At 53.8% G+C, this 26602-nt stretch carries 30 protein-coding genes; 13 read left to right on the forward strand and 17 right to left on the reverse strand.

Annotated elements, in window-relative coordinates:
- Positions 1-71: 71 nt before the first annotated feature.
- Positions 72-473, forward strand: a complete 402-nt coding sequence (locus PYL13_RS04460; protein WP_192487840.1) for an MAPEG family protein — start codon at positions 72-74, stop codon at positions 471-473.
- Between the two features lie 124 nt (positions 474-597).
- On the forward strand, positions 598-1623 hold the full coding sequence (gene adhP / locus PYL13_RS04465) for an alcohol dehydrogenase AdhP (RefSeq protein WP_275640576.1): 1026 nt from the start codon (positions 598-600) through the stop codon (positions 1621-1623).
- On the opposite strand, the gene PYL13_RS04470 is transcribed toward adhP, so the two are convergent.
- Positions 1620-2540 (reverse strand): hydrogen peroxide-inducible genes activator, encoded by a 921-nt coding sequence (locus PYL13_RS04470; protein WP_275640577.1) that lies wholly within the window; start codon positions 2538-2540, stop codon positions 1620-1622. The two genes, adhP and PYL13_RS04470, sit on opposite strands and share 4 nt — an antisense overlap.
- Positions 2541-2694: 154 nt before the next feature.
- On the opposite strand from PYL13_RS04470, the gene katA reads away from it, so the two are divergent.
- Both katA and PYL13_RS04480 read left to right on the forward strand, forming a co-directional pair.
- Positions 2695-4176 carry a catalase KatA gene (gene katA, locus PYL13_RS04475; RefSeq protein ID WP_275640578.1) on the forward strand — a complete coding sequence of 494 codons (1482 nt, stop codon included), beginning with the start codon at positions 2695-2697 and terminating at the stop codon, positions 4174-4176.
- A gap of 169 nt (positions 4177-4345) precedes the next feature.
- Entirely contained in the window at positions 4346-4963 is a 618-nt protein-coding gene (locus PYL13_RS04480) for a TetR/AcrR family transcriptional regulator (RefSeq protein WP_192487063.1), read from the forward strand.
- 18 nt (positions 4964-4981) lie between these two features.
- Here the strand turns inward: PYL13_RS04480 and PYL13_RS04485 are convergent, their stop codons facing one another.
- Positions 4982-5935, reverse strand: coding sequence for a LysR substrate-binding domain-containing protein (locus PYL13_RS04485; RefSeq protein WP_192487064.1), 954 nt, complete (start codon positions 5933-5935; stop codon positions 4982-4984).
- Between the two features lie 146 nt (positions 5936-6081).
- On the opposite strand from PYL13_RS04485, the gene PYL13_RS04490 reads away from it, so the two are divergent.
- Positions 6082-6378 carry a DUF1127 domain-containing protein gene (locus PYL13_RS04490; RefSeq protein ID WP_192487065.1) on the forward strand — a complete coding sequence of 99 codons (297 nt, stop codon included), beginning with the start codon at positions 6082-6084 and terminating at the stop codon, positions 6376-6378.
- A gap of 149 nt (positions 6379-6527) precedes the next feature.
- On the opposite strand, the gene PYL13_RS04495 is transcribed toward PYL13_RS04490, so the two are convergent.
- The 7 genes from PYL13_RS04495 to PYL13_RS04525 form a co-directional block, all read right to left on the reverse strand.
- Entirely contained in the window at positions 6528-7901 is a 1374-nt protein-coding gene (locus PYL13_RS04495; RefSeq protein ID WP_275640579.1) for a glutamate--cysteine ligase, read from the reverse strand.
- 127 nt (positions 7902-8028) lie between these two features.
- Positions 8029-8766, reverse strand: coding sequence for a 16S rRNA (uracil(1498)-N(3))-methyltransferase (locus tag PYL13_RS04500; protein ID WP_275640580.1), 738 nt, complete (start codon positions 8764-8766; stop codon positions 8029-8031).
- 19 nt (positions 8767-8785) lie between these two features.
- Positions 8786-10288 carry an inorganic phosphate transporter gene (locus PYL13_RS04505; protein ID WP_275640581.1) on the reverse strand — a complete coding sequence of 501 codons (1503 nt, stop codon included), beginning with the start codon at positions 10286-10288 and terminating at the stop codon, positions 8786-8788.
- A 191-nt stretch (positions 10289-10479) separates the two neighbouring features.
- Positions 10480-10971, reverse strand: a complete 492-nt coding sequence (locus tag PYL13_RS04510; RefSeq protein WP_250983621.1) for an NUDIX hydrolase — start codon at positions 10969-10971, stop codon at positions 10480-10482.
- A gap of 155 nt (positions 10972-11126) precedes the next feature.
- Positions 11127-11864, reverse strand: a complete 738-nt coding sequence (locus PYL13_RS04515) for an HAD-IIB family hydrolase (protein WP_275640582.1) — start codon at positions 11862-11864, stop codon at positions 11127-11129.
- Complete coding sequence (locus tag PYL13_RS04520; protein ID WP_285200574.1) at positions 11864-13192, reverse strand: glycosyltransferase family 4 protein; 1329 nt, start codon at positions 13190-13192, stop codon at positions 11864-11866. Before PYL13_RS04520 ends, PYL13_RS04515 begins: the two co-directional genes overlap by 1 nt.
- 126 nt (positions 13193-13318) lie before the next feature.
- Entirely contained in the window at positions 13319-14215 is an 897-nt protein-coding gene (locus PYL13_RS04525; protein ID WP_275640583.1) for a LysR family transcriptional regulator, read from the reverse strand.
- A 164-nt stretch (positions 14216-14379) separates the two neighbouring features.
- Between PYL13_RS04525 and PYL13_RS04530 the strand changes: the two genes are divergently transcribed.
- On the forward strand, positions 14380-14760 hold the full coding sequence (locus PYL13_RS04530) for a DUF4870 family protein (protein ID WP_275640584.1): 381 nt from the start codon (positions 14380-14382) through the stop codon (positions 14758-14760).
- A gap of 71 nt (positions 14761-14831) precedes the next feature.
- On the opposite strand, the gene PYL13_RS04535 is transcribed toward PYL13_RS04530, so the two are convergent.
- Positions 14832-15530, reverse strand: coding sequence for a L,D-transpeptidase (locus PYL13_RS04535; protein ID WP_250983625.1), 699 nt, complete (start codon positions 15528-15530; stop codon positions 14832-14834).
- A gap of 134 nt (positions 15531-15664) precedes the next feature.
- The gene (locus tag PYL13_RS04540; protein WP_250983626.1) at positions 15665-16441 is read right to left on the reverse strand and encodes a L,D-transpeptidase; all 777 of its coding nucleotides are present in this window, start codon (positions 16439-16441) and stop codon (positions 15665-15667) included.
- Between the two features lie 186 nt (positions 16442-16627).
- Between PYL13_RS04540 and PYL13_RS04545 the strand changes: the two genes are divergently transcribed.
- Positions 16628-17257, forward strand: coding sequence for a DNA-3-methyladenine glycosylase I (locus PYL13_RS04545; RefSeq protein WP_192487074.1), 630 nt, complete (start codon positions 16628-16630; stop codon positions 17255-17257).
- Positions 17254-17697 (forward strand): hypothetical protein, encoded by a 444-nt coding sequence (locus tag PYL13_RS04550; RefSeq protein ID WP_275640585.1) that lies wholly within the window; start codon positions 17254-17256, stop codon positions 17695-17697. The genes PYL13_RS04545 and PYL13_RS04550 overlap by 4 nt, the downstream gene beginning before the upstream one ends.
- 68 nt (positions 17698-17765) lie before the next feature.
- Here the strand turns inward: PYL13_RS04550 and copM are convergent, their stop codons facing one another.
- The 4 genes from copM to PYL13_RS04570 form a co-directional block, all read right to left on the reverse strand.
- Positions 17766-18134, reverse strand: coding sequence for a CopM family metallochaperone (copM, locus tag PYL13_RS04555; protein ID WP_275640586.1), 369 nt, complete (start codon positions 18132-18134; stop codon positions 17766-17768).
- Between the two features lie 75 nt (positions 18135-18209).
- Positions 18210-18566: a hypothetical protein gene (locus tag PYL13_RS04560; RefSeq protein ID WP_275640587.1), complete on the reverse strand. Its 357-nt coding sequence runs from the start codon at positions 18564-18566 to the stop codon at positions 18210-18212.
- 45 nt (positions 18567-18611) lie between these two features.
- Entirely contained in the window at positions 18612-19376 is a 765-nt protein-coding gene (locus PYL13_RS04565; RefSeq protein WP_250983630.1) for a hypothetical protein, read from the reverse strand.
- 82 nt (positions 19377-19458) lie between these two features.
- Positions 19459-19704 (reverse strand): DUF2798 domain-containing protein, encoded by a 246-nt coding sequence (locus tag PYL13_RS04570; protein ID WP_192487078.1) that lies wholly within the window; start codon positions 19702-19704, stop codon positions 19459-19461.
- Positions 19705-20062: 358 nt separating this feature from the next.
- Here PYL13_RS04570 and hisS point away from each other — a divergent pair, with 358 nt between their 5' ends.
- From hisS to PYL13_RS04590, 4 genes are read left to right on the forward strand one after another with little or no spacing between them, the layout of a single operon-like run.
- Complete coding sequence (hisS, locus tag PYL13_RS04575) at positions 20063-21577, forward strand: histidine--tRNA ligase (RefSeq protein WP_259145836.1); 1515 nt, start codon at positions 20063-20065, stop codon at positions 21575-21577.
- Between the two features lies 1 nt (position 21578).
- Positions 21579-22700 (forward strand): ATP phosphoribosyltransferase regulatory subunit, encoded by a 1122-nt coding sequence (locus PYL13_RS04580; protein ID WP_275640588.1) that lies wholly within the window; start codon positions 21579-21581, stop codon positions 22698-22700.
- Positions 22697-23392 (forward strand): ATP phosphoribosyltransferase, encoded by a 696-nt coding sequence (gene hisG / locus PYL13_RS04585; RefSeq protein WP_275640589.1) that lies wholly within the window; start codon positions 22697-22699, stop codon positions 23390-23392. Before PYL13_RS04580 ends, hisG begins: the two co-directional genes overlap by 4 nt.
- Positions 23393-23448: 56 nt before the next feature.
- The gene (locus tag PYL13_RS04590; RefSeq protein ID WP_275640590.1) at positions 23449-23862 is read left to right on the forward strand and encodes a GFA family protein; all 414 of its coding nucleotides are present in this window, start codon (positions 23449-23451) and stop codon (positions 23860-23862) included.
- A 50-nt stretch (positions 23863-23912) separates the two neighbouring features.
- Here the strand turns inward: PYL13_RS04590 and PYL13_RS04595 are convergent, their stop codons facing one another.
- A complete protein-coding gene (locus PYL13_RS04595; RefSeq protein WP_275640591.1) occupies positions 23913-24353 on the reverse strand; it encodes a DoxX family protein in 441 nt (146 codons plus the stop codon).
- A gap of 218 nt (positions 24354-24571) precedes the next feature.
- Between PYL13_RS04595 and PYL13_RS04600 the strand changes: the two genes are divergently transcribed.
- The gene (locus PYL13_RS04600) at positions 24572-25273 is read left to right on the forward strand and encodes a glutathione binding-like protein (protein WP_250983636.1); all 702 of its coding nucleotides are present in this window, start codon (positions 24572-24574) and stop codon (positions 25271-25273) included.
- A 57-nt stretch (positions 25274-25330) separates the two neighbouring features.
- Here the strand turns inward: PYL13_RS04600 and PYL13_RS04605 are convergent, their stop codons facing one another.
- The gene (locus PYL13_RS04605; RefSeq protein WP_192487085.1) at positions 25331-25777 is read right to left on the reverse strand and encodes a hypothetical protein; all 447 of its coding nucleotides are present in this window, start codon (positions 25775-25777) and stop codon (positions 25331-25333) included.
- Positions 25778-26602 lie beyond the last annotated feature (825 nt).

The following is a 26602-nucleotide window of genomic DNA, read 5'->3' on the forward strand; positions in this document are numbered from 1 at the left end:
ATCCAGATCGGGTCAGGGAGCGTAACTATGAATACCGATTAAGGAGAACCCGCATGTCACCCACAACCGCGATGTTCTGGCCGATGATTGCGCATGCTTTCCTTGTTTTCGGTCTTTATTGCTTGCTGTTTATCCGACGGAAAAAATATACCTTCCTCAACGCGGAAGCGGCGCGCCGTTTCAGGGATGCCGGTGAGGAGGCGCGCGAGAGCCAGTTGGTCAACAAGAATATTGCCAACCAGTTCGAACTTCCCGTGCTGTTCCACGCGGCATGCTTGTTGCTCTACATTACTGATGCGGACAATATCGTCACTATCGTGCTGGGATGGATTTTTGTGCTTTCGCGTTACGCCCATTCTTACTTTCATGTCACCAGCAATCGCCTGCGTTATCGTGCACCGGCATTTGCCATCGGCTTTGCCGCGTTGGTCTGCATGTGGGGCTGGATGGTGATCTGGCTGGCATTTGAATAGTCGCGACTGCCGCAAAACTGCGACACTGTGCGAAACGAAACCGTTTTCTCTTGCGATAGATCAACTCTACTGAATGTTGTTGTTCTATCCTTTGACCGTTCTATGGTTGAAGGAGGCAAGACAAATGGCAGCAATGATGAAGGCCGCAGTCGTCAGGGAATTTGGCAAACCGCTTTCTATTGAAGAGGTGCCAATTCCCGATCCGGGCCCCGGCGAAATCCTCATGAAATATGAGGCGACCGGCGTTTGCCACACGGATTTGCACGCAGCAAACGGTGACTGGCCGGTTAAGCCCAATCCACCCTTTATTCCCGGCCATGAAGGCGTTGGTTATGTCGCCAAGATTGGCGCTGGCGTAACCGGCTTCAAGGAAGGTGACCGTGCTGGCACGCCTTGGCTCTACAGTGCCTGCGGTTGCTGCGTTCCGTGCCGCACCGGCTGGGAGACATTGTGCGCCGAACAGAAAAACTCCGGTTATTCTGTGAATGGCAGCTTTGCGCAATATGGCCTTGCCGATCCGAAATATGTTGGCCGTCTGCCTGACAATCTCGATTTCGGCCCTGCGGCTCCCGTGCTGTGCGCCGGTGTGACCGTCTACAAAGGCCTGAAGGAAACCGAGGTGAAACCCGGTGAATGGGTGGTCATTTCCGGTATCGGCGGTCTTGGCCACATGGCGGTGCAATATGCAAAGGCTATGGGCATGCATGTGGTTGCCGCTGATATTTTTGACGACAAGCTGGAACTGGCGAAAAAGCTCGGTGCGGATATCGTCGTTAACGGCAAGGCGCCGGATGCGATTGAGCAGGTGCAGAAGGCAACCAAGGGTGTTCACGGTGCATTGGTAACAGCCGTTTCGCCGAAGGCTATGGAGCAGGCCTTTGGTTTCCTGCGTTCCAAGGGCACGATGGCGCTGGTCGGTCTGCCACCGGGTTACATTTCCCTGCCGGTGTTCGATACGGTGTTGAAGCGCATTACAGTGCGCGGCTCGATTGTCGGTACCCGACAGGATCTTGAGGAATCCCTGGCCTTTGCAGGTGAGGGCAAGGTGGCCGCCCACTTCTCATGGGACAAGCTGGAAAACATCAATGATATTTTCCACCGCATGGAGGAAGGCAAGATCGACGGCCGTATCGTTGTCGATCTGAACTAGTCTTTCACATGTCCGACAGCCTGTGTTTCTTTCGAAGCACAGGCTGTTATCATCTGTGCCAGTGCCGCCATGTCGTCCGCACGGGCGCTGGAGCGTCGCCAGGCAAGGCCAATCTGCCGGGATGGCTGCGGCTCGGCAAAGGCAACGATCCTCAGATTGTTGCGTTTGGTTTCCAAGGGTACCGCGATCTCGGGAATAAGTGTCATGCCCATATCGTGGGACACCATCTGCAGCAGCGTGGTCATCGACGTTGCGCCAAAATTCACCAGACTACGTTTGCCAGCTGTGCCGCATACCGCCAGTGCCTGGTCGCGCAGGCAATGACCTTCTTCCAGAAGCAGCAACCTGTTCATGTCGACCTGCGCTTCGGTCATCGGGGAGGAGAGCACGCTGTCTTCATTGCTGGCAACGGCCATGTAAAAGCGGTCCGTAAACAGCACCTGGCTGGCAAGTGATTCGTCATCCAGCGGCAGGGCAGCAATCACCGCGTCCAACTTACCTTCAAGCAGGTCACTGCGCAGCCGGTCTGTGACGGCTTCCTTCAATTCGATTTCAATGCGTGGATAGGTTTGGCGCAGTCGCGGTATCAGTTGTGGCACAAGATAAGGTGCAATGGTTGGAATGATGCCGATACGAACCGGACCCTCCAGCACACCCGACCCCTTGCGGGCCGTTGCCTCAAGCTGATCGACCTCAGCAAGAATTGCCCGGGCATGCTGTAATATTTCCATGCCTTTTTGGGTTATAATGACCCCGCTGCGGCTCCGCTCTACCAGCTTTACGCCGAGATGGTTCTCCATCTCCATAATCTGGGCCGATAGCGCTGGCTGACTGATGTTGGCTGCACGGGCCGCTCTTCCAAAGTGAAGTGTGTTGGACAGAGTTTCAAAATACCGCATTTGCCGAAGTGTAATCATGATAGGAAAATCCTATCGGAAATGAACGTAAATACAATTGGAAATTATGGAGAGGGGATGCCAAAAATCCAGTGTTAGAAGTATTCTAGACAAGCGTCCGGCCCGATTGCCGGTGACTTGCTGCCATCGAGAGTGAACCCAAAAGGAGGAAATCTTGGCTGATCGCCCGACAATGACAACCAGCGCAGGATCACCAATTCCTGATAACCAGAATTCCCTGAGTGCAGGCGAGCGTGGCCCGCTTCTGCTGCAGGACTACCAGTTGATTGAAAAACTGGCACATCAGAACCGTGAACGTATTCCTGAGCGTGCCGTTCACGCCAAGGGTTGGGGTGCCTATGGCACGCTAAAAATCACTGGCGATATCTCCCGTTACACAAAGGCCAAGGCCTTGCAGCCGGGCGCTGAAACGCCGTTGATCCTGCGCTTCTCCACAGTGGCCGGTGAGCAGGGCGCTGCCGATGCCGAACGTGATGTGCGCGGTTTTGCCATCAAGTTCTACACCGAAGAAGGCAACTGGGATCTTGTTGGCAACAATACGCCGGTGTTCTTTGTGCGCGATCCGGTCAAGTTCCCTGATTTCATCCACACGCAGAAACGTCATCCGCGCACAAATATGCGTTCGGCAACTGCCATGTGGGATTTCTGGTCGCTGTCGCCTGAAAGCCTGCACCAGGTGACGATCCTGATGTCCGACCGTGGTCTGCCGACCGACGTTCGTCACATCAATGGTTATGGTTCACACACCTATTCCTTCTGGAATGATGCCGGTGAACGTTACTGGGTAAAGTTTCACTTCAAGACCCAGCAGGGCCACAAGCACTGGACCAATGAAGAGGCCGAAACCGTTATCGGTAAAACCCGCGAGTCGACGCAGGAAGACCTATTCAACGCGCTGGAAGCCGGTGAATATCCGCGTTGGACTGTACAGGTTCAGATCATGCCGGAACTGGATGCCGAAAAGACAACCTATAACCCGTTCGATCTGACCAAGGTCTGGCCACATGCCGAGTACCCACCGATCGATATCGGCGTGATGGAGCTGAACCGTAACCCGGACAACTACTTCACCGAAATCGAAAACGCTGCCTTCTCGCCGTCCAACATCGTGCCAGGCATCGGTTATTCGCCAGACAAGATGCTGCAGGCGCGCGTGTTCTCTTATGCGGACGCCCACCGTCACCGCCTCGGTACCCACTACGAGAACATTCCGGTCAACGCTCCGAAGTGTCCCGTGCATCACTACCATCGCGATGGTCAGATGAATACTTACGGTGGTATCAAGACCGGTAACCCGGATGCCTATTACGAGCCAAACTCGTTTAATGGCCCGGTAGAACAGCCGGCTGCAAAAGAGCCGCCACTGCGTATCTCCGGTGATGCCGCTCGTTACAACCACCGTATCGGCAACGACGATTACAGCCAGCCGCGCGCGCTCTTCAACCTGTTCGATGCAGGCCAGAAGCAGCGCCTTTTTTCGAACATAGCTGCAGCCATGGGTGGTGTGCCGGGCTTTATCGTTGAGCGCCAGCTTGCGCATTTCCGCCAGGTTCATCCGGACTATGAAGCCGGTTTAAGAGCTGCCCTCAAGGCCGCTCACGGTTATCAGGCCGATACTATCAGCGCGGCCGAGTGAGACTAAACTGCCAGTTGAAAACGGAAAGCCGGGCTTTTGTCCGGCTTTTTGCTGTTTTCATTAAAAAGCCCGCAACGCAGTTCAACTTTCGTCAAAAAAGCTCATGCCATATCGCAACCATTGTGGTGGCAAGGGAGCTACCCGCATGTGTTTCAGGACGGGAAACAATATGCCAAGACGTGGTACGCCAGAACGCATTGAACCAAGAAAAACGCCACAACAGGATCGCAGCATCCAGCGCGTTAATGCCATTCTTGAATCGGCAACCAGACTGATTACCAAAAGCGGTGTCAGTTCCCTGACCATGACCGCTCTCGCCAAAGAGGCCGGTATTCCAATTGGGTCGATCTACCAATATTTTCCTGAAAAAGCCGCCATCCTGCGTGCGCTGTTCGACATGATCTCGAACCGTGTCGAAGATCATGTCATTCGGTCGCTGGACGAGGCGACGTCACTGGATGAACTGAAACAGCACGTTTTCGTTTTAATTGATTGGTATTATCAGGAGTGCCGCGAAAACCCCATCTATCTCAGCATCTGGCTGAGCATGGAGATGGACAAGGCGCTGGCCAGGTTGAACATCGACCAAAGCTATCGGTTGGCAGAGATTTTCATCCGTTACACCTCATCATTGCGCAGTCCACGTCCGGGCGAAGATTATGAAGCCCGCTGTAAACTACTCAGCTATTTTCTCGGCTCCTGCATGCGCTTGTCGCTGCTGAGTGATCAGGATGAAGCACAACGTCTCTTGGCGGAGTGCAAGGTGCTGATCGGTGAAAGCATCTAACACCGTTCAGACCGTCGCTCACCAACCCGGCAGCATATGTCCGGCCCGCAGCCTCGGCATCTTCGGATAACTTTTGACGTCACTATCCAGATCATCGGTTGCCACCGCCGTCAGTGAAATATTGTCGAGGCAGGCCGAGATATGGTCGGTAATGGCGTTGGCAAGTGACGGCGAAATGCCCGGACGTTTCATCAGGCCGATTTGAACGGGCGGAAGTGGCGGGAAGCCATCACTGGCGGTCAGTACCTTCATGCCGGTCCTTAAAGCCGATTCCGGCAGGACCGAAACCGCCATGCCTGCGAGAACCGCTGAAGCGATAACCGTAGACGACCAACTGGTAAACAGAACCTGATAATCGCGACCATCGGCATCCAGCGCTGAACAGGCAAGCTGGCGCCAGTGACAGTCACGACGGCCCACGGCAAGCGGCACCGGTGCATTGTCACGCAACGGGTGATTGGCGGAGGCCACCCAGCAAAGCGGTTCGGTGCGCACCACGTCAGAAATACGGGCGCGGGGATTATGCGTCACCAGTGCTATATCAAGTTCGCCACGGGCCATTTTTTCCGCCAGGCTGACGGATGGTTCGCAGACGATGTAAAGTTCGACATTGGGGTGTGTCTTGGCAAAACGGCCGATAATTTCTGGCATGTACCGGTCGGCGTAGTCGTCAGGTGTGCCGATGCGCAATGTGCCTTCCAGACGATTATCATCGAAAGCTGCGATTGCCTCATCATTCAGACGAATGATGCGCCGCGCATAATTCATCAGCTTCTCACCTTCGTTGGTCAGGCGGTTGCCGCGCCCGTCCTTGGTGAACAGCTGTTTGCCGATCCGCTCCTCAAGACGGCGCATCTGCATGGACACCGCAGATTGCGTTTTGAAAATACGATCCGCAGCCTTGGTGAAGCTGCCTGTATCCACGATGGCGATAAATGTGTGTAGCTGATCGATATCAAGCGGGGCGGACATGGTGCATCCCATAAGAACCATTGATGACTAACATTAAAAACATTCGTTGGACTGATCAATGGGGCTGCGTCATTAAAGGTGCAACTAAATGACGATCAGGACAGTAAGCCTGATGGTCGCAATCGTGCCAAGGAAAGGATCTCATCATGAGCACGGCAGACCAGATTATTGCAAGCGGTATTTGCCAGCCGGAAAAGCGTGTCGAACTACGCAATGTTTCCCGCTTCGGCATGCGCGTGAATATGGTTTGGCGCAACCTCGTGACCCGTTTCCAGGTCAACCGCCTGACCGATCTCGATGATCGAATGTTGGCAGATATCGGTATTGTTCGTCAGGACGTACTAAAAGCCCTGAATGTGGGCTTGCTAGATGACCCCGCTCAGCAGTTAATAAAGGCAGCGGAAGTGCACGCGACCCAACGGTTCGCTCGCAAGACGCTCTGATTTTTTGAGTTTTCCCCGCAGGGTGATTGCCAATAGCCCTGCTTTTGCCCGGTGCCAGGCTATGCCGCACCGGGCTTTTTTTGTGCCCGGTGTAGCAAATTGTCTTGCCGGTTCAATGGGTTCAATGAGCCAACACTGCTGACGCAAATTCAGTACTGGTATTCTTCGTAAGCCGGATCAACCGACTGGTTCCAGCGGCCGTTATAGGCAGACAGCATGTCTTCTGCGAGTGTGGTCTTCTTGGCGATAACTTCATCAAGAGTGGACAGGAAAACTGTTTCGTCCTGACCTTCCGCGTTCAGTCTGTTGCGGTTTTTCAGGCCAAGGTGAGAAATTTTCAGAACTTCACGACCAATATCCAGCAGGCTATGGCCGGTAATTTCTGCCTTCAGTGCCTTGGTCGGCACATCGTCACGCAACTGATTGACCTGCTCGAACGACCAGTCCTTGGTCAGTTCATCGGCAGCCGACAGGGCCTCGTCGTCATAAAGTAGACCCACCCAGAAAGCCGGCAACGCACAGATTCTGCGCCATGGGCCACCGTCTGCACCACGCATTTCAAGAAAACGCTTGAGGCGAACGTCCGGAAACAGCGTCGAGAGATGGTTTGTCCAGTCACCGAGTGTTGGCTGCCAGTCGGCAATTTCACCCTTCAATGCGCCATTCATGAACTGGCGGAAGGTGATGTGTGTGCAGTTGTGATATTTTCCGTCACGCACGACGAAATACATCGGCACATCCAGCGCCCATTCGACATAGTGGTGGAAGCCGAAATCTTCTTTCAGGCTAAAGGGTAGGATGCCGGAGCGGTTGTTGTCCGTATCGCGCCAGATATCGCCACGCCATGAGAGCTGACCATTCGGCTTGCCCTCGGTAAATGGCGAGGAGGCGAACAGGGCAGTTGCGAGTGACTGCAACTTCATGCTGACGCGCATCTTGCGACGCATATCCGCTTCCGACGAGAAGTCGAGGTTCACCTGAATGGTGCAGGTCCGGTACATCATGTCCAGACCCTTGCTGCCGACCTTCGGCATGTAGTCGGTCATGATGGCATAACGGGACTTAGGCATGCGCGGTGTGTCGGCAAAGCTCCAGGATGGCGTACCGCCCATACCCAGAAAACGAATGCCCAGCGGCTCTGCAATGTCACGTAGCACGGCAAGATGCTGGTTGGATTCCTTGCAGGTCTCGTGAATATTTTCCAGCGGTGCACCGGAAAGTTCAAACTGGCCACCTGGTTCGATGGAAATGGCGCCCATGCCGGTGGGTTCGGCAAGGCCGATGATGTTTTCGCCGTCCATGATTGGTTCCCAGCCTAGCCGGGATTCCATGCCGTTCAGCAGGGCGGAAATGCTCGCGTCGCCAAAATAGGGCACAGGCTTATGTGTGTCGCGGAAAAACACGAACTTCTCGTGTTCAGTCCCGATGCGGAATTTCTCAACCGGCTTGTTGCCGCCTGCCAGATAGTCTGTCAGTTCCTGTTTTGAGGAGATCGGGGTCTGATCGGTAGTATCGCGAGCCATTGATGTAACCTTACTGCGCAACGTCTGTCTGTCATTCAAAAAGCCAGATAGGGCGGGACGATAGCCTCTGCAAATGAATTTCTTTCAATCATGGTTTAATGCCGATAATCGCCATCGCCAGGATTGATTATTGCCAGTCTCCGATGGCCGCCTGAATAACCGCAAGTGCGGCAACAGCAGCCGTATCCGCCCGCAAAATCCGTGGGCCGAGTGGTATCGGCGTCACGCTTTGGTGGTTGCGAAGCAGCTGTCTTTCTTCTTCGGAAAAGCCGCCTTCCGGGCCAATCAACAGCGCAAGTTGGCGCTCCTTGATACGTGACAGAACGGGCAGGGGGTTCTGGCCCTCGTCGCCTTCATCGCAATAAATGATGCGGCGTGACGATGGCCAGTTCTCCAGAAGGTCGCGCAGCTTTACCGGCGGTTGCACCTGCGGAATGGCCAAGATGCCGCACTGTTCGGAGGCTTCGATTGCGTTGGCCTGCAAGCGTTCCAGATTGGTGATCTTGCCCTGCACATGCTGGGTCATGACCGGTTGTAGAATACCTGCACCCATTTCGACAGCCTTCTGGATCAGGTAATCGATACGTCCAACTTTCAAAGGAGCAAAGAGATAATGCAGGTCGCAGGGCGCCGGCTGTGACCGGGTCTGTTCCTGTGGTATCAGCACGATTTTCTTTTTCGATGGGAACGCCAGACGCGCTTTCCACTCGCCATCACGGCCGTTAAAAATCAGCACCTCTGCGCCGTCCGTCATGCGCAGCACATTGGCCAGATAGTTGAACTGTTCACTGCTGGCGGCAATGCCGGTGCCGAGGATAATGGCATCCTCGACATAAAGACGTTGCATGCGAAAATTGGCGCGCATTTTCTGCTCTTACATTCCGTTATATGAAGAGCCGGAACATAACCCAATAAAGCCAGGCTGCAAGAGTGGCACTTGCAGGAACCGTTATCATCCAGGCCGCAATGATGGTCATGAAATGCGAACGGCGCACCAGATAACGTCTGCGCATTTCCACGGCGTCCGTTTCAAACACATTGTCGGTTGCGCGGATCGGCTGTGCACGCACCGTAAGTTTACGGCGCTTGGAATTGCGGGTGTACCACTCACGGAAAAAGCCGACCCCAAACACCGCTCCGACGGCGGTATGTGTCGTACTGACCGGCATGCCGAGCCAGGATGCCAAGAGAACGGTCAGCGCTGTTGCGAGGGAAACGCAGAAAGCGCGCATCGGGTTAAGCTTGGTAATCTGTTCACCAACCAACCGGATCAGGCGCGGCCCGAACAGCAGAATACCGCAGGACAGCCCAAATGCGCCGATCAGCATGACCCACAACGGCACGTCAACGTCATTGCTCATCGAGTTGTTCTGCACGGCCTGTACGATTGCAGCCAAGGGGCCGACCGCATTGGATACGTCGTTTGCACCATGAGAGAAAGACAGCAACGCAGCAGAAAAAATCAGCGGTATCTGAAACAACTGGCGCAGGGACTGATTGCGGTTTTCAAGCCCAACCGACTGCTTTTTGACAAAGGGTGCGCTGGCAAGCCAGGTAAGACCCGCACATAGCAATCCTATTAACAGAGAGTTGCCAACAGAAATCTGCACGATTTGCTGTACGCCGATCAGGGCCAGATAGCTCGCAAATACACCGGCCAGAATTGCCGACAGGATAGGCACCCAGAAACGTGCCGCTGCAACCTTGTCGGTACGGTAGATGATGAATTCCTTGATGAAGGCCAGGAATGCGATGGCAACCAGTCCGCCCAACAACGGAGAGACCATCCATCCTGCGGCAATGCGCGCCATGGCAATCCAGTCAACGGCATCAAGGCCGGACGCTGCAATGCCTGCACCGGCAACACCGCCAACAATCGCGTGCGTGGTGGAAATTGGTGCTTTCAGCCAAGTCGCGAGATTGACCCACAAGGCCGCCGCTAGCAGGGCGGACATCATGATCCACACGAGGACGTCGGCATTGGCGACGTCGGACGTGTCGATAATTCCGCTCGAAATCGTGTGCACAACTCCGCCGCCCGCTAAAAGCGCGCCGGCAATTTCGAAAACGGCGGCAAGCACAAGTGCTGCGCCCATGCTGATGGCTTTTGCGCCTACCGCCGGTCCAACATTGTTGGTCACGTCGTTGGCGCCGATATTGACGGCCATGTAGGCTCCGACAGCACCAGCCGCGATAATGATCCAGACCCCAGGGCTATTGCTGACCGACGCACCCGCAAAGAAACCTGCAACGATCAGAAACAGCGTTGCAGTGGCATAATTCGCAAATTGCCTGGCAAGATAATGCGTCGCCGCCTCGACATTGGTCAGCTTGTCTAGGTCTTTGTCCAGTGTACGTTTTGTTAAGTCTGGCAATTCCATAGCCATCGTCACCTCTATGCCGGGTATCCTTTCATCCGTGGTTCAGGCGGCTTAAGGGAGGGTAGGAAAACTCATGATAACACTAGGCCTGCGAACGGAGCGCCAGGATAAAGCATTCGTTATCATGATGAGGAATATCGGTTAGTTTATGGAGCCCGCAAAATCAATATGGACGGCCCCCAAAGTCGGTATTCTTATCAGATTTTGGCTGGAATGACTGTAGAAATACGCTTTCCGAAAGAACGAATGAGAGTTTTCAACTCCGGTTCATTGACGCGGCTTGCAGCTTCTTCGACGGAAACCCATTCAAGTTTACGGCTGTTCTTTTCAGGGAAGTTCTTGATCAACTCTTCAACTTCCAGTGCATGGACTTGTACCTTGCAAAGAACATTCATGCCGTTGGATAGTTTTTTCTGGTATTCGTAGAAGCCGAGAATTTCCTTTTCGACTTTACCTTTTACGCCAGCTTCCTCGTAGGCTTCCTGCGCGGCAACCGTGTGAGCCTGCTTGCCGTCCATCGGCCAGCCCTTCGGAATAACCCAACGTCCGGTATCGCGGCTCGTCAGGACCAGGATCTCAACGTCGCCCTGCTTTTTCTTGATCCGATAGCACAAAGCCGCATATTGCTGACGCGGTGGACGGCGCAGCATGAGATAAACGTCATTGGTCAATCGGTTGAGCAGGTTCAATAACGGAGTTTCCTTCCATTTGGGCATGCTTAAATATAAGCGATGTCGAATATTATCTGCAAATCATGAAAATATGATGATTCTCGATAGTCTGCGCTTGAAAAAGGACCGTCAATATCCTGTTTGCGGCATTCCGGCGACGTTCCACCGGAAATTTAAGTTTCACGCGCCAGCAATCGGGTAAGCCCCTCAATAACGCCATCGGCCATCGGTAATTTTGCAATCATCAATCGATCATTTGTGTTGCCAAGCTGGCGCAGTTCATCCAGTGCATTGGCGACGATAATGCCGCGCACACCGGGAATTTCAAACATGGCGCGGTCATTGCCAGTATCGCCAGCCACGATGATATCGCTTGGTGCGATGCCCAGCGATTTTGCAAGCCAAAGGGCGGCATGGCCCTTGTTGGCATTGCGTGGCAGCACGTCCAGATCGCGACTGCTGGAATACACGATCTGGGCTTGAAGCCCCGCATGTTCCAGCCGCTGTTGAATGGCGGTAAGCGCATTCTGCGTTGAATCGTGAAGATACCAGCTTGATTTCAGCGCATGCTGATACTCATCCGGCTGCTTCTTTATGCCGTCTATACCGGACATGACGCGTTCGACGGAATGGCTATCAAAGCCGTCGGCGATGGCCGAACTGAAGTTGTCGGAAAGACTGGTATTTGTCTTGTGGTGCAACATCGTGCCGACGCCACCAATAATGAAGTCCGGTTCGGGCAGGCCGGTTTCGTCAATCAGGGCAAGCTGATCGTCCACCAGACGACCGCTGTTGTAAACCAGTACCGGGCGAATATCGTCAGGCAGGGAATGCCAGAAACGCGCAAAGCGACGGGTCGCCTCTGGGTTTCCGACAACCGTGCCGTCGAGGTCAGTCGAAAAAAGCCGCATCAATCGCCGTCATTCCACGGTTCTGCCCAATCGGCTTCTTCCAGCACAGGCATCATGCTTCGCCCTTCCACCAGTGCCAGCACCTGCTGTGCAATGCCGGTCCAGGTAAACAGGCTGCGAGCCTTGTGGGCACCCATCCGCGACAGGCGGCCATACAGCCTTTCATGTTTGAAGGGCTTCATCATGGTGATGCCCAGATCCTCCTTGTCGAAAGGATCGGCAAACAGTGCGTGACGACCATAACTGACCGCCCGGAACAAACCACCGTGAATGGTCACCACAGTGGGTGTGCCACTGGCCATCGCCTCGATGGCGGTCATCCCGAAAGGTTCGTAACGGCTGGAGAGAACAAACAGGTCGGCTGCGCGGTAAATATCCGGCAAATCCTCATCTGACACGTAACCGGAAAATACGACCTTGTCCTGCAAACCAAGATCCTCGACCCTTTGCTTGAGCTGGTTGAGGATTGTTGTTTCCTGCGGATCCATGTTCTCGCCGCCAACGGCCAGATGCAGGCGAGCTTCCGGTTCGCGTTCCGCAAGAACCGAAAAGCCGTCAATCAGCAAATCATAGCCCTTGTTGGTCGCCAGCCGACCAAGCGCAAGCACGGTTTTTCCCTCGAAGCCAAAACGACTGCGCAGCATCTGGCGGGATGCTTCTGACACAGGGAAAAAGCGATTGTCATCATAACCCGGCGGAATCATGTGCACTTGCTTACGCTTGAGATTGTAGTCCTCAAGCAGCATGTCCAATTGTATTGGGGTCGTGGCGATCACCAGATCGCAGCTGCGATAGACGATCAGTTCGTGCTGGATGCGTTCCTTGAAGTTGAACTCCAGGTCGAAACTGTCTGCCTTCTCCGGGTAGTCGGTCTCCATCTGGCGTTTTTTCCAGATGCCGAGGGAGTGCGGCGTATGCAGGTGCGGCACCTTGAGCGCTTCGGACAAGCGTTGACCCGCGACACCGGCGTCCCAATAGTGACTGTTGATGAAGGAATAGGTGAGGTTGTTTTTCTTGATGAACCGCAGCGCATTCTCACACCATTCCATCATGTGGCGGTGCAGATATTCCTTGGGAATAAAATCGCCGCCGCCGCAGGGAATGCGGACCACCCGCACGCGTTCGTCAACCTCGTCGAATTCCGGCTGATCTTCAAAGCGCCGTGTATACAGGTCCACAGTGTAGCCGAGCTGCCCAAGTTTTCGGGCAAGTTCAAGCACATAGACAACCTGGCCACCGGTGTCTGCGGCGCCCAAGGGGGGATGGGCGGCCACATAGCCATGGGTCGAAACGAGTGCAATCCTTGGATAGCGATCCTGATCGGTCATGGGAAATATACATCCATCTTGGTATAATTTTTCAACTAATGAATGCAAATGCGACTTCGTTGAAAAAGTTCCATCGGAATGGTGCAGTTTCTGGTTTTTCTGTATTTCGACTGAAAAACGACGGTGTCATCGCTCCCAGTAGGGGACTGGTGCGTAAAGTGTCGTCAGGTAGTCGATGAACAGCCGCACTTTTGCAGGCAACAGTTTGCGACTGGAATAAACCGCCGAGAGCGAGACGTTTTTCGATCCCTCATAATCAGGCAAAACCTGAACGAGCGAACCGTCACGCAGTTCCTGCCCGATATCCCATGTCGAGCGCAGTGCAATGCCAAGACCGGCGATGACAGCTTCACGAATAACTTCACTCGAGTTGGTGACCAGCATGCCGTCGGGCCGCAATGTCACGGCACCATCGGGGCCCTCCAGCCGCCAACTGTCATTGTTATGGGCCGGCAGGCAGCGATGATTGGCAAGGTCGCTGATGTCCTTCGGGAATCCATGTGTCTCGACATAGCTGCGAGAGGCGCACAATACGCGGCGAACCGGGGCTAGGCGCCGTGCCACAAGGCTTGAATCATTAAGGTCGGCGATGCGGATGGCCAGATCAAAACCGCCGGCCACAAGATCGGTGAACTCGTCGCTTAGCACCAGGTTGATGGCAAGGGCGGGATTGGCATCCATGAAGGGTTTGAGGTGGGGTGCGATATGCAGGCGCCCGAAAGAGGTGGGGGCCGAAATTTTCAGCGACCCTGAAATGGCATTGGCGCGTCCGGCGACAAAATCCTCTGCTTCGCCCAGACTGACGAGAATGCCTTGAACCCGCTCATAAAACCCCTGACCCGCTTCGGTCAATGAAAGCTGACGTGTGGTGCGCTGGAAAAGACGGACCCCAAGGCGTTCTTCAAGTCGTTTGATGCGTTTGGAAATAACCGCTGGCGAATATCCTAGGGAACGCGCCGCTTCTGACATGCTGCCGCATTGCGCCACGAGATTGAAGACTTCAAGGTCACCCAGATTGGTCAAAATCTTTTCCATTTATGCCGGAACGGTCATCAATCCAATAGCAGCAATTGCTAGCCACGTCATGGGTCAGGCAAGACGTTCCTGGCAGGTCAATCTGGTAAAATTCCAAACACGCCCTAAATGTTGAAGGCGGAAGTAAATGTTATGAATAGCGGAGGTATTTCATGGCAGACCCTATGTCCAACGAACCTGTGCGCTCCCCTGACGATAACTGGCTCGAACCGGGCAAAACCAACATCCAGCTGGTTTACATATTGTATATGCTCAGCTTCGTTGTCGGCATTACCAGCATTGTCGGAGTTGTTATCGCCTATCTGAACAAGACAAAGGCAACCGGTTGGATGCAGTCGCATTACATCTGGGCTATCAGGACCTTTTGGATAGGCATTCTCTACGGCTTCATTTCGCTGATGCTGACAGTCGTTTTCATCGGTTTTCTGGGCATGCTGGCCACAATTATCTGGGTCGTTGTCCGTTGTGTCGTGGGACTGCAGAAAGCCGGTAATCAGGAACCGATCGCTGATCCCTACAAGTGGTTGATCTGATGGATCATTCAACCGGCGACAAAATCGCAAAACCATGACAGGGCGTCATCCACCCTGTCATGGATGGTGTGTCAGCCACCGAAAATGGTGCGCAGAATATCAATACCGCGATCGTTGAACGATACGTTGCCCTGCTTGTTGCCCGGGCCGACAACGATGACCTTCGTGCCGATATCGGCGCGGGCATACAGATGTTCGACATCCTTGTTCATCATACGGATGCAGCCGGATGACATATTCAGACCGATTGTCCACGGCTGGTTTGTGCCGTGAATGCGGAAGATGGTGTCGCGTCCGCCCTGATAGAGATAAAGCGCGCGTGCGCCCAGCGGATTGTCTTCGCCACCCTTTTGAACGGCTGGCAGAATGCGGCCTTTCGCGGCTTCGCGGCGGCGCATTTCAGCAGGCGGGGTCCATGTGGGCCATTCCGCCTTACGGCCGACTTTCACAACACCGGACCAACCGAAACCATCGCGTCCGACGCCAATGCCGTAGCGGGTCGCGCGGTTCTTGCCTTCAACGAAATAGAGAAACTTGTTGTTGGTATCGACGATGATCGTGCCGGGCGTTTCGCTGGTGGAAAGACGAACGACGCGGCGTTTGTATTTTTCCTCAACCTGCTTTTTCTGAATTGCCACCGGCTGGACATCGGTGCCTGCGGGTACGTTCAACGCCTTGTCGGCGAGTGTGACTGCCTGTGCGGATGGTACGGAAATCACAGTCAGCGCTGCCATCCCCATGGCTGATGCAAGAAGATCTCTTCGGTTCATCTATGCTCCCCTCAAACCTGATACAGGCTGAAGTTAGCCAAGCCGCCCATGAACGCAAGTCTAAACGTGCATCTGTTCCGGCAATACACGCTATACTGCCGGAATGTCGTGTTCTGTTTGTCGGCTTTAAAGCCTTACATGACGATAACCTTGGTGCCGACATTGACGCGCTCATAGAGGTCGGTCACGTCCTCATTGCGCATGCGGATGCAGCCGGAAGAATTGTTGCTGCCGATTGTCCATGGCTGGTTGGTGCCGTGAATGCGGTACAGGGTTGAGCCAAGATACATGGCGCGTGCACCCATAGGATTTTGCGGACCACCTTCCATGAATGCCGGCAGATAATGACCCTTTGCCGCTTCGCGGGTGATCATTTCTTTCGGTGGTGTCCAGCTTGGCCATTCCGCTTTTCGGGTAACCTGGTGGGTGCCCGCCCATTCAAAGCCGGGCTTGCCGACACCAACGCCGTAACGACGTGCCTTGCCATCTGCCAGAACCAGATAAAGGAAACGGTTCGGCGTATCGATAACGATTGTGCCGGCCGGATGCTGTGTCTGGTAGGATACGATCTGTGGCAGGAACTGCGGCGCGATCTGTGCCTTGGCCGGTGAATTTGGTCGTACAGCAACTTGCTGAACACCGGCCGGACGCTGGCTTGTCACGCCATTATATTGGCGGGTTGGACGAACATTGACCGCCTGCTGGCGCTGGTAAACTGGCTGACGTACCGTCTGGCGCTGTGGCACCACCACGGGACGTGCACTGCCGCCACCAAGCTGCATTAGCCACGGTGCCGAAAGATCGGGGCTGACAATAACCGGAGGTCGTTCGCGATAGCGGTCATTTGCCAAAGCGGCTGAAGAAAAGACAGAAACAAGGCTTAATGCCAGACATAGAGACTTCATCGTCATCGGATCTACTCGTTACATGCACCGAAACATTTTTTGACGTTCTCACTTTCGGACAAGCGAATGGTAAATGCCGATTAATTAAAACAGGCGGGATCATGGAAACCTTGTCGTAAGGTTACTGTGGGGTTTTGAAACAGGGTGAATCAATGGTAATTCCATGGTGATTTGCACGAGGGATGGCATCAGATGAGTGAAAATGGGCTTCTGACGGGTCCGGATGGACAAGTGCGCTGCTCGTGGCATCAGGGGCTTGAAGATTACCGTCACTACCATGATGAAGAGTGGGGCAAGCCTGTGGTCGATGATATCAGGCTTTTTGAGAAAATCTGTCTTGAAGGCTTTCAGTCTGGCCTGTCCTGGCTGACGATCCTGCGCAAGCGTGAGGCGTTCCGCGCCGCCTTCAGTGGGTTCGATTTTTCCATCGTGGCAGCTTTCACTGAGGATGATGTGAACAGGTGCCTGGCCGACAAAGGCATTGTGCGGCATCGCGGCAAGATTGTTTCCACCATCAACAATGCCCGGCGTGCGCTGGACCTGAAACAGGAATTTGGCACGCTGGCCCATTATTTCTGGAGTTATGAACCGTCTGCGGACCAGCGTCCGGCGGTGTTCGATTATCAGGAACTGAGAGCCAACCCGACAACACCAACCTCGGTGCGATTATCTAAAGACCTGAAAAAACGTGGCTGGACATTTGTGGGCCCGACCACCGTTTATGCTTTCATGCAGGCCATGGGCATGGTCAACGATCATATTGAGGGTTGTTATTGCCGGAACCGGGTGGAAAAACTGCGCGCGGAGTTTGTACGTCCTTGAGCGACGAGTTGAAAAAACGCCAGTTTCTGATGTTACTTCTTGCATCATGTGCCGCGCCAATCACGGCAATTGCACAAGATGAGAGGCCGTCATGGCTCAATCCTGGCGAAGTGTTGAAAGATCTTGGCTCTTTTACGCCGGAAGGTCTGCATGTCGGCGGCTGGACGCGTCAAGGCAGAGGCAATGTCTACCGTCTCAATGTCAAGGCGGGCGACGCCATGCGGATCACACTTACGTCCTCAAGCGAATTCTTGAATTTTGCGGTTTTCGATATGGCCGATCCCGATGACGACGCAATTTTTTTCAGCGATGCCGGGGTGAAGGTCGCCACTCTAAAGACTAACAAGGATAGCTGGTGGCTTATCCGTCCCATCCTTATCCTCAGTGCACCACGCCGCGGGTTGGGTGCTCATTACGATTTACGTATCGAGAAAAACTGACGCCGATGCCTGCGTCTTAACTGATATGAGGGAGAATGCGCCCGTCAGGCGCATTCCCTTTTTACCGTTTAGTGGCCTTTGCTTTTCAGCCATTCCTTCATCATGGCAATCTCGCCTTCTTGCGCCTTGATGACCTCTTCGGCCAGCTTGCGAATTTCAGGATCCTTGCCGTATTGCAGCTGAATGCGGGCCATATCGATAGCGCTCTGATGGTGCGGGATCATGCCACGTACGAAATCCACGTCCGCATCACCGGTAAATTCCAGTGACATGTCGCCGTGCATCTTGTCATTGGCTTCCATGAACGCCTTGGTCGATGGGCTCTCTTGCGTTTGGGCCGCCGCGCCATGACCGGCATGGCTGTTGGTGTCTTGCGCCAAGGTTTGGCCAGCAAGCATCGCAGCAAAGGCTGCCGTCAAAAGAAGTGTTTTGGTCATGAGTGTAAATCCTGAGTTCTCATTGTTTCAGAGTAAAGCGGATGATCCGCGGGTTTGATTTTGAACGATGAGAAATCAGGATCGGGGAGGCGGGATCGGTGGCGCAGAGCCGGAGGTCAGGAAAACATCACCAAAATCCGGTGTGGGATAGGCGAAGATGTGTTTTCCGCTCTCAAAAACAGTGATGTGTGGTGCTGTCGTCAGACAGGCGGTACACAAGCCACTGTGCTTCATGTCTCCGCGGTGCGGGCAGGGGTCGCCTTTTTGGGTCGCCTGCTGCTGATGCGCGGAAGTGTGGTCGACCTTTTTATGATCTGAATGAGAGGAGTTATCGCCTGTCATGTCCTGCATGATGGGGCGAACGTTCATCGGCTCAATGAGAAAAGAAGACTGTGCCGGGATCGACCCGTAAAACAGCCATGCCAAGATCATCAATGCTTTTGCCGCAAATCGCATAGGCTGATTTAAAGCTGGCGATCATCGCACGTCAACAGCAATCACCTTGTGCACGACTTTGTAATCGCGGCTCTCTTCACCCAATGGCACCACCGGCCATACCCAGTCTGAAACAGGCGTCGGCGTTTCCACGCCATACAACAGATCAACGGTTTCATGGGTGTTTCCGTTACGATCGATAACCGTGTAGTCGGTATCGGTCAGCAGGCAGACTGCGCAGGGCAGGTTTTCCAACCCCTCGACATGCGCCTTGATCAGCCGGGGCAGAACGTCCTGTTCTCTGGTTTCCAGCCCGTGTTTCGACAGTCGGTCGCGGGCACCGGTGCCGATCTGTGAAAGCACGTTGGCTGAAACGACAAAATCGAGATAGGGCACCAGCCGCAGAAACCCTAGTGGCTCACCGGGTCGATCTTCCGCTGCGTCTTCATAACCGGAGAGGTCGCGGTAAACGAAGCGCAGGTTTTTCAGTTTGCGGAATGATTGTTCCAGCTTCACGCTGGCCGGGTGGACAAGATCGATCAACACGACGGTGTCGAACAGTCGACAGAGCTCTCTTACGGGCACATCGCGCCAAAGGCCGGAGCCCAGCACGACAGCGGTTCGCCGTTGCCGCAGTTTAGCAGCGCGTTCCAGTATGGTGCGCTTACAGTTTTCTTCATGCACCTTCCAATCCTGTGTGCAGCGTTTGGCACGCGCCCACAGGTTTATGCTGTAACGAATATAAGGCCGGAACTCCCGTGGAGTGACGGCAAACGTGGCAGCATAATGGATGGCTTCGAGAATCATGATGCCTTTATCGGTTTTTTGCAGGGTGTTTGAAAGAGTTTGCTGGCGGAGGCCGCGCTCGTATTGAGCGCGGCGTAACACGTTAGGCGCGGTGAGGGGCTACCAAAAGCCCGACGATCCTGCGCACCAGCGGCAGCACAAGAAGAAGCGTCGGGAAGGCAACCATCCACGACAGGCCCCATGCCGACATCCATTCACGTGCCGAGAAATCGCTGATACCGACCGCCTTGACGGTGGCAATCAGCGACACGATGAAGGTCATGATGATCGACAGGATCAAAGGTGTCAGAAGCGCACCATATTTCGCGGGTAAGCGTGACAGTTTCATAAAGCTTCGCTTTCTGGAAATTCGTCTTCATGGACAGCACCTTGGATAAGCGCCCTCCTGATGACGAAGGGTTAGGTGCGTTGCTTGACGTCAGACGCTTACGGTTGCTGCATGCAACGGGCAAGCGACTAACAGATGGTATGGCGCTTCGCAAGCGCTTAGGATGCGGGAAGCCGTACTGTTAAAAGCGGCTTTGGGTCGATCCCTTGCCGCGACAAAATCCAATCGGCAGGACTTGTGCTGATTTATCGACCGCTGGCCCATTCTCTGAGGCAAGATTGGTCGTGTTCGTGCTTGCCGCATGCAGCCCGATCCTCTAAGAACCGGCATTATCCTGAAGAAGACCGGAATGGTAAAAATGAGTGAAAAGCAGAAGAAACCGCAGAAACTGAAAGCACGCTTGCCGCGTGGATTTGTGGACCGTTCGGCTGCCGACATTCATGCCACCAATGAAATGGTCGAAAAAATCCGCAAGGTGTACGAACTTTACGGTTTCGATCCGATCGAAACACCGCTGTTCGAATACACCGATGCGCTTGGAAAATTCCTGCCCGACAGTGATCGCCCAAATGAAGGCGTGTTCTCGCTGCAGGACGATGATGAACAGTGGATGAGCGCCCGCTACGATTTGACCGCGCCTCTCGCCCGTCATGTCGCAGAAAATTTCAACGAAATTCAGCTGCCATTCCGCACTTACCGCGCTGGCTATGTGTTCCGCAACGAAAAGCCGGGTCCGGGCCGTTTCCGGCAGTTCATGCAATTTGATGCTGACACGGTTGGTGCTGCCGGTGTGCAGGCCGATGCTGAAATGTGCATGATGATGGCCGATACGCTGGAAGCGTTGGGCATCAAGCGTGGCGATTACGTTATTCGCGTCAACAACCGCAAGGTTCTCGACGGCGTTATGGAAGCACTGGGTCTGGGTGGCGACGAAAATGCTGCCCGCCGTCTTAACGTTCTGCGTGCCATCGACAAGCTGGACAAGTTTGGCCCTGAAGGCGTCAAGCTGCTGCTCGGTCCCGGCCGCAAGGATGAGTCAGGCGATTTCACCAAGGGCGCAGGCCTTGATGAAGGACAGATCGAAAAGGTTCTGTTCTTCGTAGGTATCAAGAATTATGCGGAAAGCGCCGCTGATCTGGCAGCACTCGTTGCCGGCACCTCGAAGGGTGAAGAAGGCGTCGAAGAACTGAATATCATCGGCGCGCTGGTGACCAGCGCCGGTTACGATGAAACCCGCATCAAGATCGACCCGTCCGTCGTGCGTGGTCTCGAATATTACACCGGCCCGGTTTACGAAGCTGAACTGACCTTCGACGTTACCAATGACAAGGGTGACAAGGTCGTATTCGGTTCAGTCGGCGGTGGCGGCCGTTACGATGGTCTGGTATCCCGCTTCATGGGCCAGCCTGTTCCGGCAACCGGTTTCTCCATTGGTGTTTCGCGCCTGATGACGGCGCTGAAAAATCTTGGCAAGCTTGGACAGCAAAAGGCACTGGCACCTGTATTGATTACCGTCATGGACGGTGATGTGGAAAGCATGGGTCGTTACCAGCGTTTCACCCAGGCACTGCGCGCCGAAGGCATCCGCGCCGAAATGTATCAGGGCAACTGGAAGAAGTTCGGCAACCAGCTGAAATATGCCGACCGCCTCGGTTCTCCTGTCGCCATCATTCAGGGTGGTGATGAGCGTGCGCAGAGCGTCGTTCAGATCAAGGATCTAATCGAAGGTAAGCGACTTTCCGGCGAGATCGAGGACAATGCGACTTGGCGTGAGGCGCGTGTGGCGCAGGAAACCGTTCCGGAAGCTGAACTCGTTGCCAAGGTGAAGGAAATTCTGGCCGCACAGGCTGAAGACCGAGCGCGGGCAGGGTAACATGCCTTTCATCGACATGCCGGATTTCGCCGGTGAATTACTGGATGAATTTGCCAAGCGCAAGACAGTGCGCATCGATACGCCTGTCATTCAGCCCGCCGAACCGTTTTTGGATATGGCGGGCGAAGATTTGCGCCGCCGTATTTTCCTGACCGAGAGCGAAACCGGCGCAAGCCTTTGCCTGCGCCCGGAATTCACCATTCCCGTTTGCCTTCGCCACATCGAAACGGCAACCGGGACGCCGAAACGTTATTCCTATATGGGGCAGGTATTTCGCCAGCGTCGTGAAGGCGCCAACGAATTTTACCAGGCCGGTATCGAAGATTTGGGCGATGCGGATATCGCTGCATCAGACGCCCGCGCCATTGTCGATGCAACGGCGGTTTTGAACCGACTTTTGCCATCGCAGGCGCTGTCGATAACGCTGGGCGACCAGAAGGTTTTCGAAGCGGTTGTTGCAGCCCTTGGCCTGCCATCAGGCTGGCAAAAGCGGCTGGTGCAGGCATTTGGCAATATCCAGCAACTGGAAGCCCTGCTCGAGGGACTGATCAATCCAAAACCGGTAACGGGACTGGATTCGCGGGTAGCAGGCCTGCTTGCCTCAGGCGATGAAACGGAGCTTGTCGGTTACATCGATACCGTCATGCAGCAGACCGGTTATTCCACCAATGCAAGCCGCGCACCGGCAGAAATTGCCCGACGTCTGCGCGAAAAGCTGGCATTGGCGGCCACCCGTCTTTCCGACCATAATTTCAACACCCTGAAGACATTCCTGTCCTTGAAGGCGCCATTGTCAGGTGCATCCGAGGCGCTTGCCGCCTTTGCGCAGGAGGCCGGTTTGCAGCTCGGCGCAGCTCTCTCCACCTTCGATGGCCGCGTGGCTGCGCTGGCAAATTCCGGTGCCGACTTGGACAACATTCAGTATAAGGCGGCCTTCGGGCGTCCGCTGGACTATTACACCGGCCTCGTGTTCGAAATCACCAAAACAGGCAGTGTTGAGGTGCTGGCAGGCGGCGGACGTTTTGACCGGCTGATGACGCTGCTCGGCGCGACGGATCGTATCCCCGCCGTTGGCTTCTCCCTGTGGCTGGACCGTATTGAAATGGCGAGGGCTTCCAAATGACCATCACCATTGGCCTGCCCTCCAAGGGTCGCATGAAAGAGGAATCCTCTGCCATTCTCGAACGGGCAGGCATGAAGATTTCTGCCATAGGCAATGATCGTTCCTATCGCGCCCGTGTTGACGGACGCGACGACATCGAGATCGCCTATCTGTCTGCCTCTGAGATTGCTCGTGAGATCGGCAATGGCACCGTAGACTTCGGCGTGACCGGTGAAGATCTTGTGCGCGAAGGACTTGATAATGCCGATGGACGTGTCGAATTTTGTGCACGCCTCGGTTTTGGTCATGCGGATGTTGTCGTGGCCGTGCCTGAAATCTGGCTGGATGTCGACAGCATGGCGGATCTTGGTGATGTGGCGGCCGAATTTCGTGCGCGCCATGGACGTCGTTTGGCCATTGCCACGAAATACTGGCGTCTGACACAGCAGTATTTTTCCGGCAGCCACGGCATTCAACTTTATCGCATTGTCGAAAGCCTTGGTGCGACCGAAGGCGCACCTGCTGCAGGTCAAGCTGATATCATCGTTGATATCACCTCGACGGGTTCGACACTGAAGGCAAACCACCTTAAGATCTTGTCGGATGGCGTCATCCTGCGCTCCGAGGCCTGCTTTGTGCGGGCACGCAAGCCTGAACATGAGGGCGATGCGGTGGCGAAAGATATCATCGCCCGCGTGCAGTCTGCCCTTTAGACTGTCGGTTTCTGTACTGTTCATTTATGATGGCCTGCCTGAAGAGGGAGGCCATCATGCATATTAGCGGGCAATGCCACTGTGGCCATGTCAAATTTGAAGCGGAAGCCGATCCGAGCCGTGTGGGCATTTGCCATTGCACTGATTGCCAGAGACTAACCGGCTCACCCTTCCGCGTCACACTGCTCGTTCCGAGGGCCGATCTTAAAATTCTCGATAACCAACCCAAGCTCTACCGGAAGGTCGGTGATAACGGCCGTGCCCGCCGGCAATATTTTTGTCCAGAGTGCGGTTCGCCGCTGTTTACCAGCGGCGAGGGCGAGGACGAGAAGGAATGGGGAATTCGCTGGAGCAGCATTAACGAGCGTGATGTATTGACTCCCAAAGCCCAGATATGGGCGCGCTCCTCAGTGGCATGGCTGTCGCAGATCGATGATCTTCCATCCCATGAGAAAGACTATGTGGAATAAAAAACCGCCGGAACAATCCGGCGGTTTTTGTGTTTTTCAGGAAGGGCTTATTAGCCGCGACGACCATCGATGGAATAGGCGCCAGCGCCAGCTGCTGCCAGGCCGAGGAAACCACCTGCGACCGCAATGTTTTTCCAGAAGATTAAGCCGTTGAACATGGTCAGGAGGTTGTTTGCGCCTTCAGGAAAGTCGGGGACAACAATCGGGCCATTATGGAAGACGAATGCGGTGAACAAGCAGAAGAGCGCCAGAGCAAATGCTGCAATCTTCGTTTGGAAACCGAGAAGGATCGCAAGACCGGAAACGACTTCAAAGATGCCGGCAATGTAAGCAAGCGCGGTTGCGGCAGGCAGGCCAGCGCCGGCGATCATGCCAGAGGTGCCGGACGGATCGATGAGTTTAGGAAAACCTGCGAGCAGGAACATGGCGGCAAGAAGTACGCGTGCGCCAAGCAAGATCAGGCTGTTGGTATTGGAATTTGTTGCAGACATATAAGGCTCCATGCGCCGTGTAGGCGATTGTGTGTGATGCTGAATTCTGCAACCATATTTGGATCAGTTTGTCTGTTTACGAAAGATAGACGAACAAAGACGCTTTGTTCGCAATTGATGAACAATAAAGATCCGAAGCGATGACTTTCGGGTTTAGTTGCAAGCATTAAAATATTTGCAATGCGCATACAGTCTCATAACGACCGAGGAGATGTGCCGTGATCGATCTTTCTGCTTTTCCTGTGACCACTCAATGGCCGGCCACCAATCCAGACATCATACAGCTTTATTCACTTGCCACGCCCAATGGCGTGAAGGTTGCAATTGCGTTGGAGGAATTGGGGCTACCCTATGAGGTTCACAAGATCGATATAGGAACCAATGTCCAGAAATCGATGGAGTTTTTGTCGCTCAATCCCAACGGTCGCATACCCGCAATCATAGATCCACATGGGCCAAACAAACGGCCCATTGGTATTTTTGAGTCCGGTGCCATCCTGCTGTATCTCGCTGAAAAAACTGGGAAACTTTTGCCCCGCGATCCGGAGAAGCGGTATCTTGCGATACAATGGCTATTTTTTCAGGTTGGTGGGGTCGGCCCGATGTTCGGCCAGTTTGGCCATTTCTTTAAGTATGCCTCCGACAAGGTCGCCAATAATCCATACGCGACGGACCGTTATCGTGAAGAAACCCAGCGCCTGCTGAGTGTTTTGGAAAAATGGCTGGAGCACAATCAATGGCTGGCAGGTGATGACTATTCGATCGCCGACATCGCGACATTTCCTTGGGTGCGGGGTCTGGAAGTCCATTACGGCGCGAGGGAGGCTCTGCAATTGGAACGTTATCCCGCTGTTGCAGCGTGGCACCATAAAGCAGAATCTCGCCCAGCCAGCATAAAGGGCCTAAAAGTTCCGGCCTAGGAAAGGGCTGGTTTGTCCTTCCACGGTCCCATACCCTATATCGGTCGGAGTTGGAGCTTATTGCGCGAAACGGGTTGAATAAAATGCATTCTGACCAACAGGCACCTGAAAGCGTGGGAACATGAAGAGGCCGGTTATGCTGCCGTAAAAACGCTCTTCTTGGCCGCGAGATTCACCTGCACAGAACACTGGTTGGCGTTTGTTGCCGTCTATTTTCACCGTTGTTGTGAAACAAAAGCGTGATGCAGCCATAGAAGCTTGCTCGAACAGGGCCAGAATGCTGGCGCGATCATGGGGATCATAACAACGCATCAGGCTAAGCAAGCCGCATTCTTTACCTTCAAGACCATGAAGTGACGACGACAGGCTGCCAAGTTCAATGATGCCGTTTGACAGGTTGCCGGTCCATTTCTCCGAAACGCAGAGCTGCGAAAAAATTCCATGGTCCTCGTGGCTCCATGAAGGGGAAAATTCGGCATTGTTGTTTCGCGAAATCTTAAACACAGTAGTCCCCGAATTTTATGCCGGAATGCATTCGCTGGTCTCTCGTACCTGACGATATTGGAATGCAAAATGGCACTTTAACAATTCCCATACTCAAACACGTCGCGATGACCCCGATTTGCTGGCGTAGTTTAAGCTGTTGTTTTACGTATCGTTATCGCAAAGTTCCGGTACACTTGCGCGTGACACACTTCAGATTGCGTTTTTCGCTGAAGCATGTGGCATTGCGATGCTGGTTGCTCATCATGAGAAACCTGAAATCGTGAATATTGCGAATGCGCAAAGTATTCACTCATACGAATGTCGGCGAGTCTTGATAAATGCTTTTTGTTTTAGACGCGCTCTGAAATTTTATCTTAGAGTTGTAAATATCTGCTGTTCGCGCAGGATTTATAGTTTCTTTTTTTTAAACGGCAATGCATTTTTGCTAAAAAACATCACATACTATGTTTTTTCCGCGATAACTCGAAAATACGACAATTTGCTAGGTTTTCAAGGGTGTTCGTCTGTCAGCATCTACCATCCGGTAAGCTCAGGGACGGAAGAAGAAAGTCCTCATACTCTATTTTTCTACCGCGACAAGTATTTTCTAACATCAATGCTGTCCCATAATGATTCATATTAGATAATTTTATATTTCTAATTTGTTGCAAACGGCATTTGAAACATAAAATAGTGACTGCCGTCCAAACTGTTTTGCTGAGATCTGAGGCAAAACTGTGAAGGATGCGCAAGTTGTAAAGGCACCGGGCGCGCAAAAGGCCCGATCTCACATTTAAATTGGCAAAAACGATAAGACCTGTGTGTTGACCGTTTTGTTTAACC

This window comes from Agrobacterium sp. Azo12 (assembly GCF_029193765.2).
Taxonomy (GTDB): domain Bacteria; phylum Pseudomonadota; class Alphaproteobacteria; order Rhizobiales; family Rhizobiaceae; genus Agrobacterium.

Excerpts from the sequence above, each read along its gene's own strand:
- PYL13_RS04460 (WP_192487840.1), top strand. The coding sequence starts at position 72 with ATGTTCTGGCCGATGATTGCGCATGCTTTCCTTGTTTTCGGTCTTTAT.
- adhP (WP_275640576.1), top strand. The coding sequence starts at position 598 with ATGGCAGCAATGATGAAGGCCGCAGTCGTCAGGGAATTTGGCAAACCG.
- PYL13_RS04470 (WP_275640577.1), bottom strand. The coding sequence starts at position 2,540 with ATGATTACACTTCGGCAAATGCGGTATTTTGAAACTCTGTCCAACACA.
- PYL13_RS04480 (WP_192487063.1), top strand. The coding sequence starts at position 4,346 with ATGCCAAGACGTGGTACGCCAGAACGCATTGAACCAAGAAAAACGCCA.
- PYL13_RS04485 (WP_192487064.1), bottom strand. The coding sequence starts at position 5,935 with ATGTCCGCCCCGCTTGATATCGATCAGCTACACACATTTATCGCCATC.
- PYL13_RS04490 (WP_192487065.1), top strand. The coding sequence starts at position 6,082 with ATGAGCACGGCAGACCAGATTATTGCAAGCGGTATTTGCCAGCCGGAA.
- PYL13_RS04495 (WP_275640579.1), bottom strand. The coding sequence starts at position 7,901 with ATGGCTCGCGATACTACCGATCAGACCCCGATCTCCTCAAAACAGGAA.
- PYL13_RS04500 (WP_275640580.1), bottom strand. The coding sequence starts at position 8,766 with ATGCGCGCCAATTTTCGCATGCAACGTCTTTATGTCGAGGATGCCATT.
- PYL13_RS04505 (WP_275640581.1), bottom strand. The coding sequence starts at position 10,288 with ATGGCTATGGAATTGCCAGACTTAACAAAACGTACACTGGACAAAGAC.
- PYL13_RS04515 (WP_275640582.1), bottom strand. The coding sequence starts at position 11,864 with ATGCGGCTTTTTTCGACTGACCTCGACGGCACGGTTGTCGGAAACCCA.
- PYL13_RS04520 (WP_285200574.1), bottom strand. The coding sequence starts at position 13,192 with ATGACCGATCAGGATCGCTATCCAAGGATTGCACTCGTTTCGACCCAT.
- PYL13_RS04530 (WP_275640584.1), top strand. The coding sequence starts at position 14,380 with ATGGCAGACCCTATGTCCAACGAACCTGTGCGCTCCCCTGACGATAAC.
- PYL13_RS04535 (WP_250983625.1), bottom strand. The coding sequence starts at position 15,530 with ATGAACCGAAGAGATCTTCTTGCATCAGCCATGGGGATGGCAGCGCTG.
- PYL13_RS04540 (WP_250983626.1), bottom strand. The coding sequence starts at position 16,441 with ATGACGATGAAGTCTCTATGTCTGGCATTAAGCCTTGTTTCTGTCTTT.
- PYL13_RS04545 (WP_192487074.1), top strand. The coding sequence starts at position 16,628 with ATGAGTGAAAATGGGCTTCTGACGGGTCCGGATGGACAAGTGCGCTGC.
- copM (WP_275640586.1), bottom strand. The coding sequence starts at position 18,134 with ATGACCAAAACACTTCTTTTGACGGCAGCCTTTGCTGCGATGCTTGCT.
- PYL13_RS04560 (WP_275640587.1), bottom strand. The coding sequence starts at position 18,566 with ATGATCTTGGCATGGCTGTTTTACGGGTCGATCCCGGCACAGTCTTCT.
- PYL13_RS04565 (WP_250983630.1), bottom strand. The coding sequence starts at position 19,376 with ATGATTCTCGAAGCCATCCATTATGCTGCCACGTTTGCCGTCACTCCA.
- PYL13_RS04570 (WP_192487078.1), bottom strand. The coding sequence starts at position 19,704 with ATGAAACTGTCACGCTTACCCGCGAAATATGGTGCGCTTCTGACACCT.
- hisS (WP_259145836.1), top strand. The coding sequence starts at position 20,063 with ATGAGTGAAAAGCAGAAGAAACCGCAGAAACTGAAAGCACGCTTGCCG.
- PYL13_RS04580 (WP_275640588.1), top strand. The coding sequence starts at position 21,579 with ATGCCTTTCATCGACATGCCGGATTTCGCCGGTGAATTACTGGATGAA.
- hisG (WP_275640589.1), top strand. The coding sequence starts at position 22,697 with ATGACCATCACCATTGGCCTGCCCTCCAAGGGTCGCATGAAAGAGGAA.
- PYL13_RS04590 (WP_275640590.1), top strand. The coding sequence starts at position 23,449 with ATGCATATTAGCGGGCAATGCCACTGTGGCCATGTCAAATTTGAAGCG.
- PYL13_RS04595 (WP_275640591.1), bottom strand. The coding sequence starts at position 24,353 with ATGTCTGCAACAAATTCCAATACCAACAGCCTGATCTTGCTTGGCGCA.